Raw genomic sequence first — 17,588 nt, 5'->3', positions numbered from 1 at the left:
AGAGGGCTTTAAGCACCGGAAACATCTCCAGGTACTGCATCAGGTTGCTGTATTGATCATCGGTCAGGTTCCACCTGTGCCGACGCATCAAGCTGCGGCGAGGAATCTTTATGGATCGCTCCGAGCTTGAGCGCACCACGTTGCAAGAGGCACTCGAACGTTATCAAGAAAAGGAGGCCCAGGCTTTAAAAAGTAAGGTAAGCCTGAATGCACGCATCAAGATCTGGCTTAAGCATCCCCTAACCTTCTCGGCCAGAACAATTTTGGGGAAGTTCGATAACGGACAACACCCGCCCTAACGCAACTCCTTTGTGCCAGCATAAAAATCATGAGTTCCGCAGGCTCGTCGCCTTACCTCTGTCATAAGGTTTTAAATGTTCTCGTTAGGGCCGATACAGAGCAACCGCGGGAAATAGTTGCGATACGGTTTCACATCGCGGCTAAGTACGCAAAGGTTGGAAACGGCGGCATGAGCGCCGATGTAGAAATCGGGCAGCGGCACAAGGCGCGTTCCACCACCGCGTCGGTAGCCAAGGTAAGCTTGCGCAGCAAGCGCTGCACACGCCCATGGCAGCGGGCTGCGCAGTGTGTCATAGACATCAAGCATCGCGTTCAGCGCGTCGACATCCGGGCCGGGAATCAGCAATTCAGTGTAAATCATCAGATTAATGTGCAGGGGCGCTTGCTCGCTGCAGTTCTGAAGCTGATCCACAGCCCATTCATGCCACGGGCTGTCGGCGTCCATACAATCGATCCAGATATTGGTGTCAACCAGAAAGCCGGCTGAACCGTCATATTTGGATAGATCAAGCATGGCCGTCGTCGTCAGGACGCAGGAAGGCCATGATATCTTCGCTGTCCATTTGCCTGAACGGTTCATCCAGGCTCTTGCGCACCCTGGCTGCAGCGGCACGCAATAATTTACGCCTATCGCCTGTCCCTGTGCCAGCCTTGCGAATAATTATCTTTCCTCCCTCCAGCGCAAAAGACACATAGCTTCCCGGCAGAATACCGGCAGCATCACGCAGGCGCTTGGGAATGGTGACTTGCCCTTTTTCAGTTATTTGCATAGCAGGCCTCCGAGTAAGTAGGAATTCATAGTTGGAATTCTACCCTCTGCTCCTGGACCGATGCAATACTAAGAGCAGTTCAGGCTCAGGCCGCGGCAGCAGGCTTCAATGCTCCGACAAAGGCATGTCTTTGGTGCCCGCATAAAAAACGATGAGTTCGACGGGTTGGTCGCCGGTGGTGCCGCGATGCAGTTCGTTCACCATCTCGGGCAAGACCTGGCCCGCCGACAATACTTTCTTCTGGCCGCTGTCTTTTTTCTCGACCGTGATTTCACCTGACAGCACGTATGCGGCATTGGGCATGGGGTGGGTATGCCAGGGCAAGGACGTATGCGGCGCGATGGTGATTTTCAGGACGGTCAGCTCGGGCTGGCCGGAGGGGTAGGACTTATAGGCTACGCCGTCCCATGATGAGCCGGTACGCAAGAGCGTTTCGGCCTGGACGGCAGCGGGCTGCGGCTCGCGCGCGTTGACTGTGCCTGTGATCAACAGACAGGCCAGCGCCAGCGCCAGCCGGCCTCCCTTCTGTGGCCGCATGCACCGGCGCCACGGCAAAAAGCTTACCAGCTTGGAACGATTCATGATGACTTCCTCTTTATTGTGTTTTATGTCGCCTCCGCCAAACCGTTCGGCTTGCCCGGGCCTTGCCCAAATCCATGGATGTACTGCGCTACGCAGAGCCTATGTGTTGGTTCGCTGGCGCCGAATTTAGTAGTTTGAGCTGCGCACAGTCTATGCGCATTTGTAGCGGACATATAGTGGGAATTGCATCATCCTCATGGCTGCCTTGGCCTTTATGCCTTATTCCACATACTTCCACCCCCCATCCTTAACCTGCACCATGACAGCGGCCCGCTTGTCGTAGCCGACGTGGTCCTTGGGCGACATGGTCATGACGCCTTGAGAGGTGACCAAGTCCGTGGTTTGCTCCAGCGAGTCGCGCAGGGCGCTGCGGAAGGCTTCGGTTCCAGGCTTCTGTTTTGGCAAAGTAGCCTTCAGCGCCGAGCTGAGCAAAAGATAGGTATCCCAGGCATTGGCCACGAAGACCGAAGCCGAGCCTTTGCCGTATTTGGCTTCGTACTTGTGCGTCAAGTCCAGCGCAACGGCGCGGATGGGATTGGACGCCGGCAATTGTTCGGCAACCAGCATCGGTCCCACTGAAAACAACGCTCCGTCGGCATCTTTGCCCGCCAACTGCAGGAATTTTTCGTTGGCTATGCCGTAGGTCTGGTACACAGCGCCTTTGTAGCCGCGCTCGATCAAGGTTCGTTGCGGCAAGGCGCCAGGGGTGCCGGCCGCGGCAATGAAAACTGCGTCGGGCTTGGCCTGCATGATCTTCAGGATCTGCGCGGTCACCGAAGTGTCTTTGCTGCCGTAGTGCTCAACCGCTTTCAAGGCGATGCCGCGCGGCTCCAGTTGCGTTGTCAGCTCTTGCCGCCACGACTCGCCGTAGGCGTCCGAAAAGCCGATATAGCCCACGCTCTTGATATTGCTGGCGACCATATGGTCTATGGTCACGCCCATCATCATTTGCTGGTTCTGCAGCGCTTTGAAGGTCCAGCGGCGCACTTCGTCCTGGGGCTCGACAATCCTGGAAGAAGCCGCCAGGCTAAGCAGCGGCACATGCGTTTCGGCCGCCAGGTTGACCAAGGGCATGGTTGCAGGGCTGATCGAAGACCCCAGAATGACATCGGCCTTGTATTCGTCGACCAGCTTTTTGAAATTGCGTACCGCTCCGGCCGGATCCGAGGCATCGTCCAGCACGACGTATTTGATTGCCTGGCCGTCGATCTCGCGCGGGAAAATATCGATGGCGTTCTTGGTCGGAATGGCCAGCGAAGCACCCGGCCCGGTCAACGATATGGTGACGCCCACGACAACGTCCGCGTAGCTGGGAACGGACAAGCCAACGGCGGCACAGACGACGGATGTCGCGATAAAAGCTTTGATTTTCATATTTGTCTCCTTGCGCCCCCTCATGAACGGGTTGGCTTGCAGGAAGCTTATGAGAGCCGCTACTATCACGCAATACCATGTCAGGAATGTATTTCATGAACGATGCTCATGATATAAGCCGCCTGGACCTGAACCTGCTTGTTGTATTCGACGCTTTGCTGCGCGAACGCAGCGTAACGCGAGCCGGCCAGACCCTGGGCATAACGCAAAGCGCCATGAGCCACTCTTTGGCGCGGCTGCGCGTTTTTTTCGACGACGCGCTGTTCATCAAGAGTTATCGCGGCGTCACGCCCACAGCCAAGGCCGAAGCACTGGCGCCGGACATCCTGGCGATCATCGACTCGATACGCAACCGTGTGCTGTCGCAGGCGCAATTCGACGCCAGCCAGGCGAAACGCACATTCAGCCTGTGTGTCACCGACATGGGTGAACTTGTGTTCATCCCGCCCTTGCTAAGCCGGCTTAAGGAAGTGGCCCCGCATTGTTCGATCCACACGCTGCAAGTCCCGCCGCATAATATGGAAGCCACGCTGGCTTCGGGCGAGGCCGACCTGGTGCTGGGTTCTGTGATGAACGCCCCCGAAGGCCTGTACCAGCAAGAGCTTTTCATGCACCCGTTCGTGACCATAGCCAGCGTCAAGAATAAAGAAATCGGCGACACGCTTTCGCTTGAGCAGTTCTGCAGCATGCCGCACGTGGCTGTAATGCTGGCGGGCCGCAGCTTGCGCGCCTATGACTCGGTCATCGAAGACGCCGGCATCAAGCGGCATATCGCCTTCACGACGCCGCATTTTCTTTTTGTGCCTTTGCTGCTGGACCAGCACCCGGAGTTCCTGGCTACCGTGCCGCAGTCGTTGGGCACCGTATTTGCGCGCCATAACCTGGTCAAGGTGTTTGAGCCGCCCGTGGCGCTGCCCAAATTCTCGCTACGCCAGTATTGGCATCCGCGTTTTCACCAGGACCGCGCCATTGTCTGGCTCCGCGGCCTGGTCAAGGAAACCTTTTCCGAGCTGCCGGAAGGCATGCGCTAGTGTGCTGTTGCCGAGTGCATGCCGGTGCCTGGGCTTGACAGCCAAAACGCCATCACAGGCTTCGAAACACGCGACCGGCCATTTGCACCCTCTTATATATCATGTTCACTGCTCATAATATTGATGCAAGGTATGGCATTGACGCATGAACAAGCCAGGTCTATCTTGATCCGAAGGCGCAATAGAACGCGGCCTGGATCAGGAGACGAAAATGTTCATCAAGAATTGCTGGTATGTGGCCGGATGGGCCAGTGAAGTAGGTGCCGACGACTTCATCGCGCGCACTTTTATAGGCGTACCCGTCGTCATGTGGCGCGACAGCGGCGGGCGGCCTGTTGCGTTCGAAGACCGCTGCTGCCACCGAGGCGCGCCGCTGTCCATGGGACGCCGTGAAGGCGACTTCCTGCGCTGCATGTATCACGGCCTGAAGTTCGACCGCGACGGCGCCTGTGTGGAAATTCCCGCGCAAGACCGCATCCCGGACTCGGTTCGGGTCAATACTTTTCCCATCGTGGAGCGCCACAAATGGCTGTGGATCTGGATGGGCGAAGCCGACAAGGCCGACCCGGCATTGATTCCCGACACTCCCTGGCTAAGCTCGCCCGACTGGCGGCACCTGGAGGGCTATACGCATTACGACACCAACTATTTGCTGATCGCCGACAACTTGCTGGACTTGGCCCATCTGCCTTATGTCCACCCCAATACTCTGGGTGGCCCCGCGGCTTACGCCGAGTCGCCCGCCCAAATCGAGGCACTGGACAACGGCGTACGCGTCACGCGCTGGGCCATGAATATCGATGCGCCGCCCTTCGTCCAGAAGGTCAAACACTACGACGGCAAAGTAGACCGCTGGAACAAGTACGACTTTGTCCTGCCCGGCGTGTTCCTGATGGACTCGGGCATGGCACCCACCGGAACCGGGGCGGCCGAAGGCAAACGCGACAATGCTGCGGAGTTCCGCGGCTGCCAGGCACTGACGCCCGAAACCGAAAATTCGACTCATTACTTTTTCTGCCACCCGCACAACTTTGCCATCGACCAGCCTGAGGTGACCGCATCGATACACCAAAGCGTGGTCGTCGCCTTCGAAGAAGACCGCAGGATGATCACGGCGCAATCGCGCAGCCTGGACCTGAGGCCCGACTTCAACATGATTCCCATTCGGGCAGACCGGGCATTGGGACTCTTTCGTTCGCTAGTGAAAAAGACGGTGGACGGCGAAACAGTCGCGATATCCGCCGCGCCCAGAAAGAACATCGCGATGACGGAAGCCCTTTAGAAGGCGGCATGGCCGCGGCGGCTGTCTGTCCGGCCGCGTCCCATATTGCACTGCCGACACTCACTCTTTCATATCTATTTCTATTTGTGAAAGATTGTTTTACACTTCAAGTAAAAGCACCGCCTGATTTTGGTATTGCTTGCAGCCGCCGCGTAATGCGGCGCTCTCCCAGTAGCACGCTTATACAGGCAAAGTGCGATGGATTTCAGCTTCCCGCGATTCAAAGCATCAAGAAGCCGAAAACGGAATTGAATGACTTCAATTCAACACCTGGAGAAAAACAATGGCTGAAGCAAGCAATATCGGCAACCGCATGGACGACCATGCGCTTGAGGCGGTCCCCGACGACCAACGTCAAAACTGGCTGAAAATCACCTGGAGCACTGCGGGCATCGTCACCACCCTGATCCAGCTTTTCATCGGGGCTCTGGTTACCTTTGTCGCAGGTATAAAAATCGGCATACTGGCCGGCATACTGGTCACTATCTGCGGCGCCCTCATCGGCTGGGGGGCCGGCCACATCGCCTTTCGCACCGGCCTGTCCAGCAGCGTGATGTCCCGCGCCCATGGTTTCGGCACGCGCGGCTCCGCCGTTCTGGCCCTGGTGTACGGCTTCATGATCATCGGCTTTCTGGCCGTTGAAAACGCCTTGCTTTATAAAGGCTTTCTTTTTTACTTCGGCCTGCCGGACACCATCGGCGCGCGCTTCGTCATCTACGGCATCCTGACCATAGCCTGGATCCTGCTGACCGCCTTCGGGTTCAAGATGGTCACCAAGGTGTCCTCCATTGCGCTCGTCGGCTTCCTGCTTGTGCTGCTTTACATGGTCATCGACGTCATTGCCACATCCGGGCAGTCATGGTCCAGCGTCTTCCAATTCGGCGCGCAAATGCCGCCCGAAGCGCTTAAAGCCATGGGGGCCGACACCGACGCCGGCAAGTTCGCATTCGCCGTCAACGTGCTTATCGGTTCCGCGGGCGCATTGGCCCTGGTCGACGCCGACCTGGGCCGCTACGCACGCACTTCGCGCGATATCGGGCTGGCGGCGCTGTTCGGCAATATCGCCATGGACCTGGTCATGCTGATCGTGGGCGGCGTTGTCATGTACGCCGGCATGGGCCAGATCGTCGAATATCACGTCACCGTGGGCGGGCTTACGCAACAAGCGGCCCAGGCTATGGCGCTGCAAAGCCCCGACAGCATCGCAGCAGCCTTCATTATTTTCGGCGGCATCATCGGCACCATCCTGATGATCCTGGCGCAGTCCAAGGCCCAGGTACTCAATACCTACAGCTCCTCGCTTTCGCTGACCGCTTTGTGCGACGCGCTGTTCAACTGGCGCCCAGGCCGTATCGTGTTCGTCATTGTGGCCAACCTCATTGCCTGCATCATGCTGGTGGGATCCATTCTTGACTGGTTCAATTCCTTCCTTACGGTCCTGGGCATACTGACCACCTGCTTTGCGGGCATCATGATTTCCGACTACTTCATCGTCAAGCCCATCCAGCGCTCGCGCGGCCAGCATAACCCGCCGGTACCGGACATCAACTGGTCGGGCATCGTGACCCTGGTCGTGGCTTTTGTGCTGGCGCACTATGTGCTGAACCAATATATTCATATCGAGTTCTTCACATCGCTGCCCATCAGCATCATCCTCTATCCCATACTAAGGCTGGCAACGGCAGGCAAATGAATACATCCCCCTTTTGGCTGGCCAGCGGCCACGGCGGCACTCCTCTTGTCATGCTGCACGGCCTGGGCATGAACGCGGAGATCTGGCTGCCGCAGCTCAATCATTGCGGCCGCTCGCGCCTGTCGATAGCCTGGACCCAGCCGGGAATAGCCCCTTCGCCCGCGCCCCAAGCATTAAGCTGGGAGGCGCTGGCCGACTCGCTGGACTCCATGCTGAACACTCTGAACATCGATAAAGCCCACCTGCTGGGCCATTCAATGGGCGGGATGGTTGCGCAAGAGTTTTATCACCGCTACCCGAAACGCGTGGCCAGCTTGATTCTGTATTCCAGCAGCGGCGCGTTCGGCAGCTCCGACCCGCAATGGAAGCAAGAATTTGTGCGCCAGCGCGAACAGGCCCTGGAACCGTTCAGCGATTTCATTCAGGCGGCCCCGACCCTGTTCGACGAATTGGCCGGGCCCAGAATCACACCCGTCTTGCGCGAACTGGCCATCACGTCGGCACGTGACATCACCAAAGAAAGCTACCTGGAAACCCTGCAGCTTCTTGTCACCTTCAATCGCAAGGCCGACCTGGGCTCCATTGCTGTTCCTACGCTGTTGGTCGGGGGCGAACTGGACTTGCAGTCTCCGGTCAAGGGGATAAAGCGCATGGCAGAACAAATACCCAATTCGCGGTTTTCCGAAATCATGGGTGTACAACATATGTCCAACCTGGAAGCGCCCGCCGCCTTCAATGAGATCGTCGACGATTTCCTGAGAAATCAAACTTAGTCTTCTAAGTTAAGCTAAATCGAACCAGCCGAACAGGGCACCGGCCTTTTCTGAAGGCCGGTTGCCACGGGCGCAAATGTTGCCCAGGCAACACCTGGCCGCACAACGCGAAACTGATGGCGCGGCCATAGCGCCATCGTCCTCGAAAAGCCCTTCAGCACGATCCAAATAACGCCTAATGCCGCTCTGCAACCAGCAGCGGCATTAGGCGTTTTCCTTGCCCCTGCCGCATCCGGGCCGGGATCAGCAATTACCCTTGGGATAGCAAAAAACAACTTCGATTGCTTGACGCTTAAAATTAATCTCACTATTATTCGACTCATGAGTCTATTAATTAAATATTCAGCCGCCAACGCATAAAACGACAAGGCTGGAACCTTGTCCGGCCAGGCAAACAAGCCAGGCGTACGAGACACCGGCAACGGAGAGCAAAATGAAAGTGCAGGAAAAATGGCTGCGGGCGTTTGAACAAACCTTCCGCAAGTGCAAAGTAGAACCGGGCGAGATCGTCCGCATACTTGCCGAGACGGAAAGCCGCGCCATCAACATCGAACTGGCGGAACTGGCCCTGGCACGCATGGGCGCCATTCCCGTAAAAATCGTCGTGCCGTCCTTGCCCTCCAACACGCCCGTCCCCGTGCGCTCGACCGGCGCATCGCACGTTGTGCAAAACATGCCGCCTGTGCTGCAAGCGCTTTCGGGCCCCGGCCTGGTCGTTGACCTTACCGTCGAAGGCCTGTTGCACGCGCCCGAGCTGCCCCGGATTCTTGAATCGGGCGCGCGCGTCATCATGGTCAGCAACGAGCACCCGGAGATCCTCGACCGCCTGACTACCGACCTGGACCTGACCTCGAAAGTAAAAAACGGCGTGCGGATGCTGGCCAAGGCGCAAACCATGACCGTCACCTCCGCCGCCGGCACGCACCTGGACATTACGCTGTCCGGCGCACGCGTCGGCGGAGTCTGGGGCGGGGCCGACCGGCCAGGCCTGGTGCAGCACTGGCCGGGCGGCCTGTGCCTGGCTTTCCCGAAAGCCGATGCGGTCAACGGCACCCTGGTGCTGGATATCGGCGACGTCAACCTGACCTTCAAGCGCTACTTGGAAAGCCAGATTGTCCTGCACATTGAAAATGACTACATCACGCGCATCGAAGGCAAGAGCCTGGACGCGGAACTGATGCGCAGCTATATGCAGGCCTGGGAAGACCGCAACGCATACGCGGTCAGCCATGTCGGCTGGGGCATGAATCCGCAAGCGCGCTGGGATGCCCTGCAGATGTTCGACAAGACCGAGACCAATGGCACGGAAATCCGGGCCTTTGCGGGCAACTTCCTGTACTCGACCGGCGCCAACGACATGGCGGGACGGCACACTCTGGGGCACTTCGACCTGCCCATGCGCAACTGCACCATACAACTGGACGGGCAAGCCGTTGTCGACAACGGCCAACTGTGCGAGGTTTTCGGGTGAGCGCCCTGCCCTCCTCGCTTGCCAGCGGCAGCGGCGGCGTTCCCCTTGTCATGCTGCACGGCATGGGCTCGACCGCCGAAATCTGGCTGCCCCAGCTTAACCATTTCGGCCGCTCGCGCCTGGCCCTGGCCTGGACGCAGCCCGGATTCGGGCCTTCTCCGGCGCTGGAAACACTAGGATGGGACTCATTGGCCGACTCGCTGGAGTCCCTGCTGCAAGCGCTGGACATCGGCAAAGCGCACATTTTGGGACACTCGATCGGCGGCATGGTCGCGCAAGAGTTCTATCATCGCCACCCGCAACGCGTCGCCAGCCTGGTTCTGTCGGCTACAAGCGCCGCATTCGGCAGCTCGGACCCGCAGTGGAAACAAGAATTCATCCGCCAGCGTACCGACGCCATGGCGCAATACAGCAGCTTTGCCCAGGCCGCGCCTACATTGCTCAGCGGCTTCATGAGCCCCGAGTGCACGCCCGCCCTGCGCGAAATGGCCAGCACCGCCGCGCGCGAAATAAGCACCGAACGCTACCTCGACGCCATGCGCCTGCTGGTTACATTCAACCGCAAGGCCGAGCTGGGCGCCATTGCCGTGCCGACCTTGCTGCTGGCCGGCGAACTGGACACGCAGGCGCCGCCCAAAGGCATGAAGCGCATGGCCGAGCAAATTCCCAATGCGCAGTTCCAGGAAATCCCGGCAGTGCGGCATATGGCCAATCTAGAGGCTCCGCACGCCTTCAATCAGATCATCGAAAACTTCCTGTCGGCACAGTCCCAGCCGGCACACGCATAATTACCACCAGGAACAAACATGGACAGCAGCTACCTTAAACAACATTCGCAGTCGGCCGACGCCAACACCATGTTCGACGGCGCCACCCTGACCGACTTGCAAAAGTCCCTGCTCGCCAAGGTCGATGAATACGGCATCAAGTGGGCCGAGCGGGCTTTCAAGTACGACCGTGAAGCCAGCTTTCCGACCGAGAACTACAACGACCTGAAGGAAATGGGCTTTCTGGGACTGTGCGTGCCCAAGCGCCTGGGCGGCATCGGCGCCGACTACCGCACCTACACGCTGGTGGCTACGCGCATCGCCTACTACTGCGGCTCCACGGCCAACACCTTCAATATGCACAACGCCAACTCCCTGTGGACCGCCGGCATGGTCGACGACATGGAGCTGACCGACGAGCAGCGCGCCTCGCACGAGAACAACCGCTCTATTCACTACGCCAACATGCTGGCCGGCAAAATCTATTCGCAGCCTTTTTCGGAAGGCAGCGGCGCCGCCGCCGGCAAGCATCCCTTCGGCACCATCACCACCCGCAAAGGCGACGGCTGGATCATCAATGGCAAGAAAATCTTCGCCTCGCTGTCCGGTTCGGCCGACTACTACGGCGTACTTTGCACTGAAGACGTACCCAACGCCAGCCTGGCCGACACCATGTTCATCGCCGTGCCGGCCGACGCCCCGGGCGTATCGGTCGTGGGCGATTGGGATCCGCTGGGCATGCGCGGCACGGTTTCGCGCACACTGATCTTCAAGGACGTATTCGTACCCGACACGGCTCAGCTCATGCCGCGCGGCATGTACATCAAGGCGGCTTCACAGTATCCGCACATGTTCATGACGCTTACCCCCTGCTATATGGGTGTGGCCCAGGCCGCCTACGATTTTTCCGTGGCCTACCTGCGCGGCGAAGTCGCCGGCGTCAATGTGAAGCGCCGCATGTACCCCACCAAGCAGTTCGGCATCGCCGAGATGTACATCAAGCTGCAGCAAGCCTGGGCCCTGTTCCATCGCGTAACGTCCGAGTTCAAGCGCAATCCCTCACGGGCCGAACGCATGCGCGCCTATGCCTGCCAGTACACCATCATGGAGTACTGCGCCGAAATCTGCGCTGCGGCAGTGCGCGTCTGCGGCGGCCAGGCCATGCTCAAGACCTTCCCGCTCGAGCGCATGTACCGCGACAGCCGCTGCGGTGCACTGATGCTGCCCTGGACCTCGGAAATCTGCGTCGACCGTCTTGGATACGGCCTGCTCTACAACGAAAACGAACGCGACGATTGATCCTTACGCTGTCCGGTCCGGCGAGCGACACAGCCGGACTTGAACAGTGCAACCGTTGCCTTCACCTCTTTTGAATGGTGCCTTATGATTCACGCAAGTCCGCGTAACCCAGCCGCAGCCTCGACTGCCGCCGCCACTATGCCACCCAAGCCCGATCTGCGCCACGCCTTCGGCCGCTTTCCCACGGGCATCGCCGTCGTCACCATGCTGGACGGCGAAGGCATGCCTTATGGCGCAACCATCAATTCATTCGTAAGTGTTTCCATGGCCCCGCCGATGATCAGCTGGAATGTAGTGCGCGGCTCGCTGGCCCATTCCACCGTCAGCCAGGCGCGCCGCTTCGTCATCAACGTCCTGGCAAAAGACCAGCGCAGCCTGGCGCAAAAAATGACGGGTCCCGTGGCCGAGCGCTTCACCGATGTTCAATACCGCCCATCGGAATGGGGCCTGCCGGTCATTGACGGCACGCTGGCCGCATTCGAGTGCAATGTGCATTCCATGGTAACCGCCGGCGACCACGATATCGTGCTTGGCATCATCGACCATTTCGAACACCGCGAAGGCCGGCCCCTGGTCTATTGGCAAGGAGCTTACGCAACGGCGGCCCAGTATGATACGCAGGGCTGAAATAGAATTTTTACCGCAACCCCATTGCAGTACCTCACCATAATAATCGGAGACATCAATGAAATACCGACACCTCATTTCCATTGCCTTGGCCGGCTTTGCCTTGGCCGCGACGGCGCAGGCGCAAATCAAGATCGGCGTCATTTCTTCCAACACTGGCCCCGTCGCACTGATCGGCATTCCGCAAAAGAACACAATACCGCTGCTGCCGACCAAGATCGGCGACCAAAAAGTCGAATATGTCGCCTATGACGACGGCAGCGACCCCTCGGCCACCGTCACAGTGCTGAAGAAGCTCATCACCGAAGACAAGGTCGACGCCATCATTGGACCATCAAGCTCGCCCAATGCCATGGCCTCGCTGGACTTCATCGCCCAGGCCAAAATGCCGATGCTGGCGCCGGTAGGCACCATCGCCATCGTGCTGCCCATGGACGACAAGCGCCGCTGGGTTTTCAAGACCACGCAAAACGACGGCCTGGTCGCCAGCGCCCTGATCAAGCATATGGTCAAGAACAACGTCAAAACGCTGGGCTTCATCGGCACAGGCGATACCTTCGGCGAAACCTGGCACAAGGTAATGACAGAGATGCTGGCTGACACAGGCATCAAGATCGTTGCCAACGAACGCTTCAAGCGTCCCGACACCTCGGTAACCGGCCAGGCGCTGCGTGTGCTCAGCGCCAAGCCCGACGCCGTCCTGATCGCCGCCCCCGGCGGCCCCGCCGTCCTGCCCGAAGTCACCCTGGTCGACATGAACTACAAGGGTACGATCTACCAGACCCACGGGGCCGCGCTCAACGAGTTCATCAAGCTGGGCGGCAAGAAAGTCGAAGGCACTATCCTGGGCGGTAGCGTGATGCTGGTTCCCAACGACATCCCCGACAGCAACCCGGCCAAGAAAGTCGCCCTGGAATATATCAACGCCTACAAGAAACTGAACGGCAGCGAACCAGCCACTTTCGGCGGCAATATGTACGATGCCGGCCTCTTGCTGCAACGGGCCGTGCCTGCGGCGCTTAAAACCGCCAAGCCCGGCACGGTGGAGTTCCGCGTTGCGCTGCGCGACGAACTGGAAAAAGTCAAAGACCTGGCCGGCACGCAAGGCATCTACAACATGACTCCCGAAGACCATAGCGGTTTTGACGAGCGCGGCGTAGAACTGATTACCGTCAAGAACGGCGCCTGGGCCCTGGCCAAGTAAGCTTTCCGTCTCCATAGAGTCCGATTCCGGGCTGTGGGCGCGCCTTCGCAAGGAAGCGCACCCACAGCCTGCAAAGGACGTATCCCGTACAAGAAGCACATGAAACTCGACACCACTTCCGGCAAGCCCCATTACGCGCTGGCCTGCCATGGCTTTGGCAACCCGCCTTCCATTGTTTGCGAGGCATGCCACGCCGCCGGCGAGCCCGGCACAGGCGAAGTCCTTATCGATATCCAGTACGCCGCCTTCAATTTCACCGACCACTTGCTGGTGCAAGGCCGTTACCAGGAAAAACCCGCGCTGCCCTTCGTTCCCGGCCTGGACGCCGCCGGCATCATACGCAGCGTAGGGCCCGGAGTCACCGCTTTTCGTCCCGGCGACAAGATCGTCTCGAGCGGCGTCGTAGGCGCCTGGGCCACGCAACTGCTCGCACCGGCCGACAGGCTGGTGGCCGTACCGGCCAATGTCGATCTTGCCGGTGCCGTGGCATCCATCAATTCGCACCTGACGGCCTATCACGGACTGGTGGACCGCGCCCATCTGCAACGCGGCGAACGCGTGCTGGTACTGGGCGCCAACGGTGCCGTAGGCCAGGCCTGCGTGCAAATCGCAAGCCACTACCAGGCCGATGTCTACACGGTCGAGCGCCAAAAGGACGGCACCTTCAACCTCGCCCACGCCGCCAGCAATACCTGCCACAACGTAGGCCGTGAAAATCTGAAAGACGGGCTGCGCATCTTGCTGGGAAAGCAGGGCGCCGACATCGTCGTCGACCCTGTGGGCGACCACCATACCGAAGCGGCGGTACGCAATCTGGCCTGGCGCGGCCGCCTCTTGGTCATCGGCTTTGCCGCCGGCGACATACCGCGTATCCCGACCAATCTCTTGCTGCTCAAGGGCGCGGCCGTCATCGGCGTCTATTGCGGCGGGCTGCTGATCCACGAAACCGCCGCCTTTGCCCGGCAACTGGCCGACATGTTCGACATCATGAGCCTGGGCGCGTTAAACCCCCTGCCCTGCGAAATCGTTCCGGCCGACAATTTCACGCAAGTCTGGGACCGCTATTCGACGGCGCCGCGCGGCACAAAAGTTGTGCTGAGCCTTTCCTGATTCAGCCTGCGCATTAAAGAAACTTGAGACACCCATGACAATCAGCCATCACGATCTCGCCGCCGACATCAATGCGCAGCGACCCAACGCGCCATTCCGGCCCGTGCGCTTCGCTCCGGTTGAAATAGCGCTGGAGACCCGGGACGACGGGGCTATTCTGCTGACCAACAAACAGCCGCTGCAGCCCCTGCCCGTACAGCAACTGTGCGACTACCTGCGCAAACACGCGCAGGAACGCCCGCTGCAGACTTTCCTGGCCGAGCCCGAAGGCGACGGCTGGAAACGCATCAGCTACGCCCAGGCGCGGGCCAGCGTCGACGCATTGTCCCAGTGGCTGATCGACCGGAACGTACCCGACGACCGCCCCATCTTCGTACTCAGCGAAAACGGCATCAATCATGCACTGCTGCAATTGGCCGCCATGCAAATCGGCATTCCCGTCATGCCGCTTTCGGCCGCCTACAGCCTGATGTCGGAAACCTGCGCCAAGATCCGCGATCTTACCCAGCGGTTCGAACCCGCCGTCATCTATGCCGCCGATGCCCAGCGCTTCGGCAAGGCGCTGTCGGTGGCCAAGCCGCTATGCAACGCCATTATCCTTAGCGATGCCGCCACCCATGCTTTGGTCGACGCCTGTTTCGACGAAGCGCTGGGCACGCCCCCAAGCGCCGACGTCGAACAGGCCTATGCCCGCGTAACGCCTGACGCCACGGCCAGGCTATTGCTGACTTCCGGCTCCACCGGCGTCCCCAAGGCCGTCGTCATGACACAGCGCAACATCCTGGCATCAGGGGTATTGTGGGACCAGGTATGGCCCTTCCTGGCCGACGAGCCGCTGACCATGCTCGACTGGCTGCCCTGGAACCACACCGCGGGCACCCACGGCAGCTTCAGCATGGTGCTGCGCCACGGCGGCACTCTGTATATCGACGATGGCAAGCCCGTGCCGCAGCTCATCGGCCGCAGCGTCCGCCATCTGCGCGAGATCCGCCCCAACGTCATGGTCAATGTGCCCCGCGGGCTGGACATGCTGGTGGCCTGCATGGAAGAAGATCCTTCCATTGCCGCCGAGATCTTCCCCAATCTGCAAGTCATCATCTACGGCGGCGCCGCGCTGCTTCCCACCACCTTGCTCAAACTGGAACAGCTAAGCGTCCAGGCAACCGGGCAGCGGATTCCCGTTACGTCTTCGCTGGGCTCGACCGAGACCACCATGCCCGCCACACTGGGGTGGTGGCCTTCGCAGTCGTTGGGCACCTTGGGGCTGCCCGGCCCAGGGGTCGAAGCCAAGCTCATTCCCGACGAAGATCGCTACGAAATCCGCTTTCGCGGCGACAACATCACACCAGGCTATTTCCGCGACCCCGAGGCCAATCAAGCCTCGTTCGACGAAGAAGGCTTTTTGATAACGGGCGACGCTGTCGTCTTCATCGACGATAAACAACCCGAGCACGGCTTGCTGTATGCCGGCCGCCTATCGGAGAACTTCAAGCTTTCCACCGGCACATGGGTCTCGGTGGCCAACGTGCGCGAACGCCTTCTGGAAGAGCTGCATCCTTTGGTCAGCGATGTAGTGCTGGCCGCGCCGAACCTGCACGAACTTGGCGCGCTGCTGTTCCTTAACCTTGCACAGGTACGCAAGACCTTTCCCGGGCTTGCCGAGGCAGCGCAGGCGCAAATCGCGCAGCATCCCGATGTGCTGGCGGCAATCAACAAGCGCATACAGCACTACAATGCGATTTTCCCGGCAAGCAGCACCTATATTGCCCGTGCCTTGATACTCGATAGACCGCCAAGCCTGGATGAAAGCGAAATCACCGACAAAGGGCATATCAACCAGCGCGGTGTTCTGAAGGTACGCGCCGCTGCGGTGGACCGCATGTATCGCGCCAACGGCAGCGAAGGCGATTGCCTGCTTTTCGGTGCAACCCGATAATACGGCATCAAGGCGGGCGGTTTTGCCGCTCCGGCGGCCCTGTTTTTTAACTCGAGATCCCACCATGTCTTCCAGGCTTTGCATTTTCGGTTCGCCCTTCAGCAGCTACTACAACAAAATCAAGATCGCCCTGATCGAGCTGGATCTGCCTTTTGAAGAAGTTCCCTTTATGCCTGGCGCCGGCAATTGGCCCGAGTCGGGCAGCCCCAGCGGAAAAATCCCGTTTCTTCACACTGCCGACGGCAACATCTACGAATCGCAGGCCATCGTCGAATACCTCGAGGACATCCGTCCGCAAACCAGCGCCTCGCTATTTCCTGCAAACCCTATCGAACGCGCCCATTGCCGCGAGCTGATCCAGTACATCGAGCTTTACCTGGACGCCGCCGTGCGCCCGGTCTATCCGGCCGCGTTCTGGGGCAAGACGCTGAACCAGGATGAGCTGGAGGAAGCCCTGAAAAACCTGGAAAAAGGCCTGCGCACGCTTGAGCGGCGTGCGAATCTGCAGCAATGGCTTTGCGGCGAGCGCTATACGCACGCCGACGCCGCCGCCTGGGTGCATCTAAGCACCATACGCCGCATGCTGAAGATCCTGGGCCAAGAAGAATTCCTGGGCCGGCACCTGCCTGCGCTGCCAGGCTACCTGGAGCGCCTGGCCGAACGCCCGAGTACGCGGCGTGTCGAAGCCGACCGCCACGAAGCCGGCCGCGCCCTGAAAAAACAGCAGTCTGCGTCGCAAGGCAACTAACAGTATGGCCCGCCCCCAAGCCGCCGACTACGAAGACCGCAAGAAAGACATTCTGCATGCCGCGGCCGCGCTCTTTGCCCGGCAGGGCTATAGCGAGACCCTGCTGGAAGACATCGCCGAACAATGCGGCATCAAGAAATCGTCGCTCTACCATTACCACCGCTCCAAGCATGCCATCCTGCAGGGGCTGATTGAATGGAGGATCGAGGACCTGGCCGTCAAGGTCGAGGCCGCCACCAAAGCCGCGGGCACGCCCCAAGAAAAATTCCACGCCATGACCGCCACCCTGGTCAACGAATACATCAGCACGCCCGATGAAATTGCGGTCTTGCTGAACCAGACGCGACACCTTAACAAAACCGCCATGCGCTCGGTCTCCGCCATCCAGCACCGCATCATCAACCACATGCTGGCATTGATCCGGGATTTGCGGCCCGACATCCAGATCACGCCCAAGAATGTCAGCGCCATCGCCATGCTGTACTTCGGCATGACGAACTGGATTCACGTCTGGTATAAACCGTCGGGGTCGATAAAGCCGGATGAGCTCGCAGCGCTGATAGCAAGCATGTTCCTGAACGGCCTTAACGGCTTGTAGCAAAGATTCCCGCAAGTTCCAAC

General features: G+C 59.5%; 18 protein-coding genes. 14 read left to right on the top strand and 4 right to left on the bottom strand.

Annotated features, from left to right (window positions below; translation table 11 throughout):
- Nucleotides 1-110 precede the first annotated feature (110 nt).
- Nucleotides 111-299: a hypothetical protein gene (locus DFR37_RS22965; protein ID WP_113932396.1), complete on the top strand. Its 189-nt coding sequence runs from the start codon at nucleotides 111-113 to the stop codon at nucleotides 297-299.
- A 71-nt stretch (nucleotides 300-370) separates the two neighbouring features.
- On the opposite strand, the gene DFR37_RS06560 is transcribed toward DFR37_RS22965, so the two are convergent.
- The 4 genes from DFR37_RS06560 to DFR37_RS06545 all read right to left on the bottom strand — a co-directional run bounded on the left by DFR37_RS06560 (nucleotide 371) and on the right by DFR37_RS06545 (nucleotide 3,026).
- Complete coding sequence (locus tag DFR37_RS06560) at nucleotides 371-814, bottom strand: type II toxin-antitoxin system VapC family toxin (RefSeq protein WP_113932395.1); 444 nt, start codon at nucleotides 812-814, stop codon at nucleotides 371-373.
- Entirely contained in the window at nucleotides 807-1,070 is a 264-nt protein-coding gene (locus DFR37_RS06555; protein ID WP_113932394.1) for an AbrB/MazE/SpoVT family DNA-binding domain-containing protein, read from the bottom strand. The genes DFR37_RS06560 and DFR37_RS06555 overlap by 8 nt, the downstream gene beginning before the upstream one ends.
- A gap of 105 nt (nucleotides 1,071-1,175) precedes the next feature.
- Nucleotides 1,176-1,652: a cupin domain-containing protein gene (locus DFR37_RS06550; protein ID WP_242341724.1), complete on the bottom strand. Its 477-nt coding sequence runs from the start codon at nucleotides 1,650-1,652 to the stop codon at nucleotides 1,176-1,178.
- 219 nt (nucleotides 1,653-1,871) lie between these two features.
- On the bottom strand, nucleotides 1,872-3,026 hold the full coding sequence (locus tag DFR37_RS06545; protein ID WP_113932393.1) for an ABC transporter substrate-binding protein: 1,155 nt from the start codon (nucleotides 3,024-3,026) through the stop codon (nucleotides 1,872-1,874).
- A gap of 95 nt (nucleotides 3,027-3,121) precedes the next feature.
- Here DFR37_RS06545 and DFR37_RS06540 point away from each other — a divergent pair, with 95 nt between their 5' ends.
- From DFR37_RS06540 to DFR37_RS06480, 13 genes are all read left to right on the top strand, one after another.
- Complete coding sequence (locus DFR37_RS06540; protein WP_113932392.1) at nucleotides 3,122-4,057, top strand: LysR family transcriptional regulator; 936 nt, start codon at nucleotides 3,122-3,124, stop codon at nucleotides 4,055-4,057.
- Between the two features lie 211 nt (nucleotides 4,058-4,268).
- Nucleotides 4,269-5,339, top strand: a complete 1,071-nt coding sequence (locus DFR37_RS06535) for an aromatic ring-hydroxylating dioxygenase subunit alpha (protein WP_113932391.1) — start codon at nucleotides 4,269-4,271, stop codon at nucleotides 5,337-5,339.
- 283 nt (nucleotides 5,340-5,622) lie between these two features.
- Nucleotides 5,623-7,032, top strand: a complete 1,410-nt coding sequence (locus DFR37_RS06530; protein ID WP_113932390.1) for a purine-cytosine permease family protein — start codon at nucleotides 5,623-5,625, stop codon at nucleotides 7,030-7,032.
- Nucleotides 7,029-7,805: an alpha/beta fold hydrolase gene (locus tag DFR37_RS06525; protein WP_113932389.1), complete on the top strand. Its 777-nt coding sequence runs from the start codon at nucleotides 7,029-7,031 to the stop codon at nucleotides 7,803-7,805. Before DFR37_RS06530 ends, DFR37_RS06525 begins: the two co-directional genes overlap by 4 nt.
- 433 nt (nucleotides 7,806-8,238) lie before the next feature.
- On the top strand, nucleotides 8,239-9,276 hold the full coding sequence (locus DFR37_RS06520; protein ID WP_113932388.1) for a 2,5-dihydroxypyridine 5,6-dioxygenase NicX family protein: 1,038 nt from the start codon (nucleotides 8,239-8,241) through the stop codon (nucleotides 9,274-9,276).
- The gene (locus DFR37_RS06515; RefSeq protein WP_113932387.1) at nucleotides 9,273-10,064 is read left to right on the top strand and encodes an alpha/beta fold hydrolase; all 792 of its coding nucleotides are present in this window, start codon (nucleotides 9,273-9,275) and stop codon (nucleotides 10,062-10,064) included. Before DFR37_RS06520 ends, DFR37_RS06515 begins: the two co-directional genes overlap by 4 nt.
- An 18-nt stretch (nucleotides 10,065-10,082) precedes the next feature.
- On the top strand, nucleotides 10,083-11,342 hold the full coding sequence (locus DFR37_RS06510; RefSeq protein WP_113932386.1) for an acyl-CoA dehydrogenase family protein: 1,260 nt from the start codon (nucleotides 10,083-10,085) through the stop codon (nucleotides 11,340-11,342).
- An 84-nt stretch (nucleotides 11,343-11,426) separates the two neighbouring features.
- A complete protein-coding gene (locus DFR37_RS06505) occupies nucleotides 11,427-11,969 on the top strand; it encodes a flavin reductase family protein (RefSeq protein WP_113932385.1) in 543 nt (180 codons plus the stop codon).
- 58 nt (nucleotides 11,970-12,027) lie between these two features.
- Complete coding sequence (locus tag DFR37_RS06500) at nucleotides 12,028-13,173, top strand: ABC transporter substrate-binding protein (protein WP_113932384.1); 1,146 nt, start codon at nucleotides 12,028-12,030, stop codon at nucleotides 13,171-13,173.
- A 99-nt stretch (nucleotides 13,174-13,272) separates the two neighbouring features.
- Entirely contained in the window at nucleotides 13,273-14,283 is a 1,011-nt protein-coding gene (locus tag DFR37_RS06495) for an NADPH:quinone oxidoreductase family protein (RefSeq protein ID WP_113932383.1), read from the top strand.
- 34 nt (nucleotides 14,284-14,317) lie between these two features.
- The gene (locus tag DFR37_RS06490) at nucleotides 14,318-16,219 is read left to right on the top strand and encodes an AMP-binding protein (RefSeq protein ID WP_113932382.1); all 1,902 of its coding nucleotides are present in this window, start codon (nucleotides 14,318-14,320) and stop codon (nucleotides 16,217-16,219) included.
- A 64-nt stretch (nucleotides 16,220-16,283) separates the two neighbouring features.
- Complete coding sequence (locus DFR37_RS06485) at nucleotides 16,284-16,967, top strand: glutathione S-transferase family protein (protein WP_113932381.1); 684 nt, start codon at nucleotides 16,284-16,286, stop codon at nucleotides 16,965-16,967.
- A 4-nt stretch (nucleotides 16,968-16,971) separates the two neighbouring features.
- The gene (locus tag DFR37_RS06480) at nucleotides 16,972-17,565 is read left to right on the top strand and encodes a TetR/AcrR family transcriptional regulator (protein WP_113932380.1); all 594 of its coding nucleotides are present in this window, start codon (nucleotides 16,972-16,974) and stop codon (nucleotides 17,563-17,565) included.
- Nucleotides 17,566-17,588 lie beyond the last annotated feature (23 nt).

The sequence above is a fragment of the Eoetvoesiella caeni genome (genome assembly GCF_003315175.1).
GTDB lineage: Bacteria > Pseudomonadota > Gammaproteobacteria > Burkholderiales > Burkholderiaceae_B > Eoetvoesia > Eoetvoesia caeni.
The sequence above is the reverse complement of the archived record's forward strand: the minus strand, read 5'-3'. Positions and strand labels throughout refer to the sequence as shown.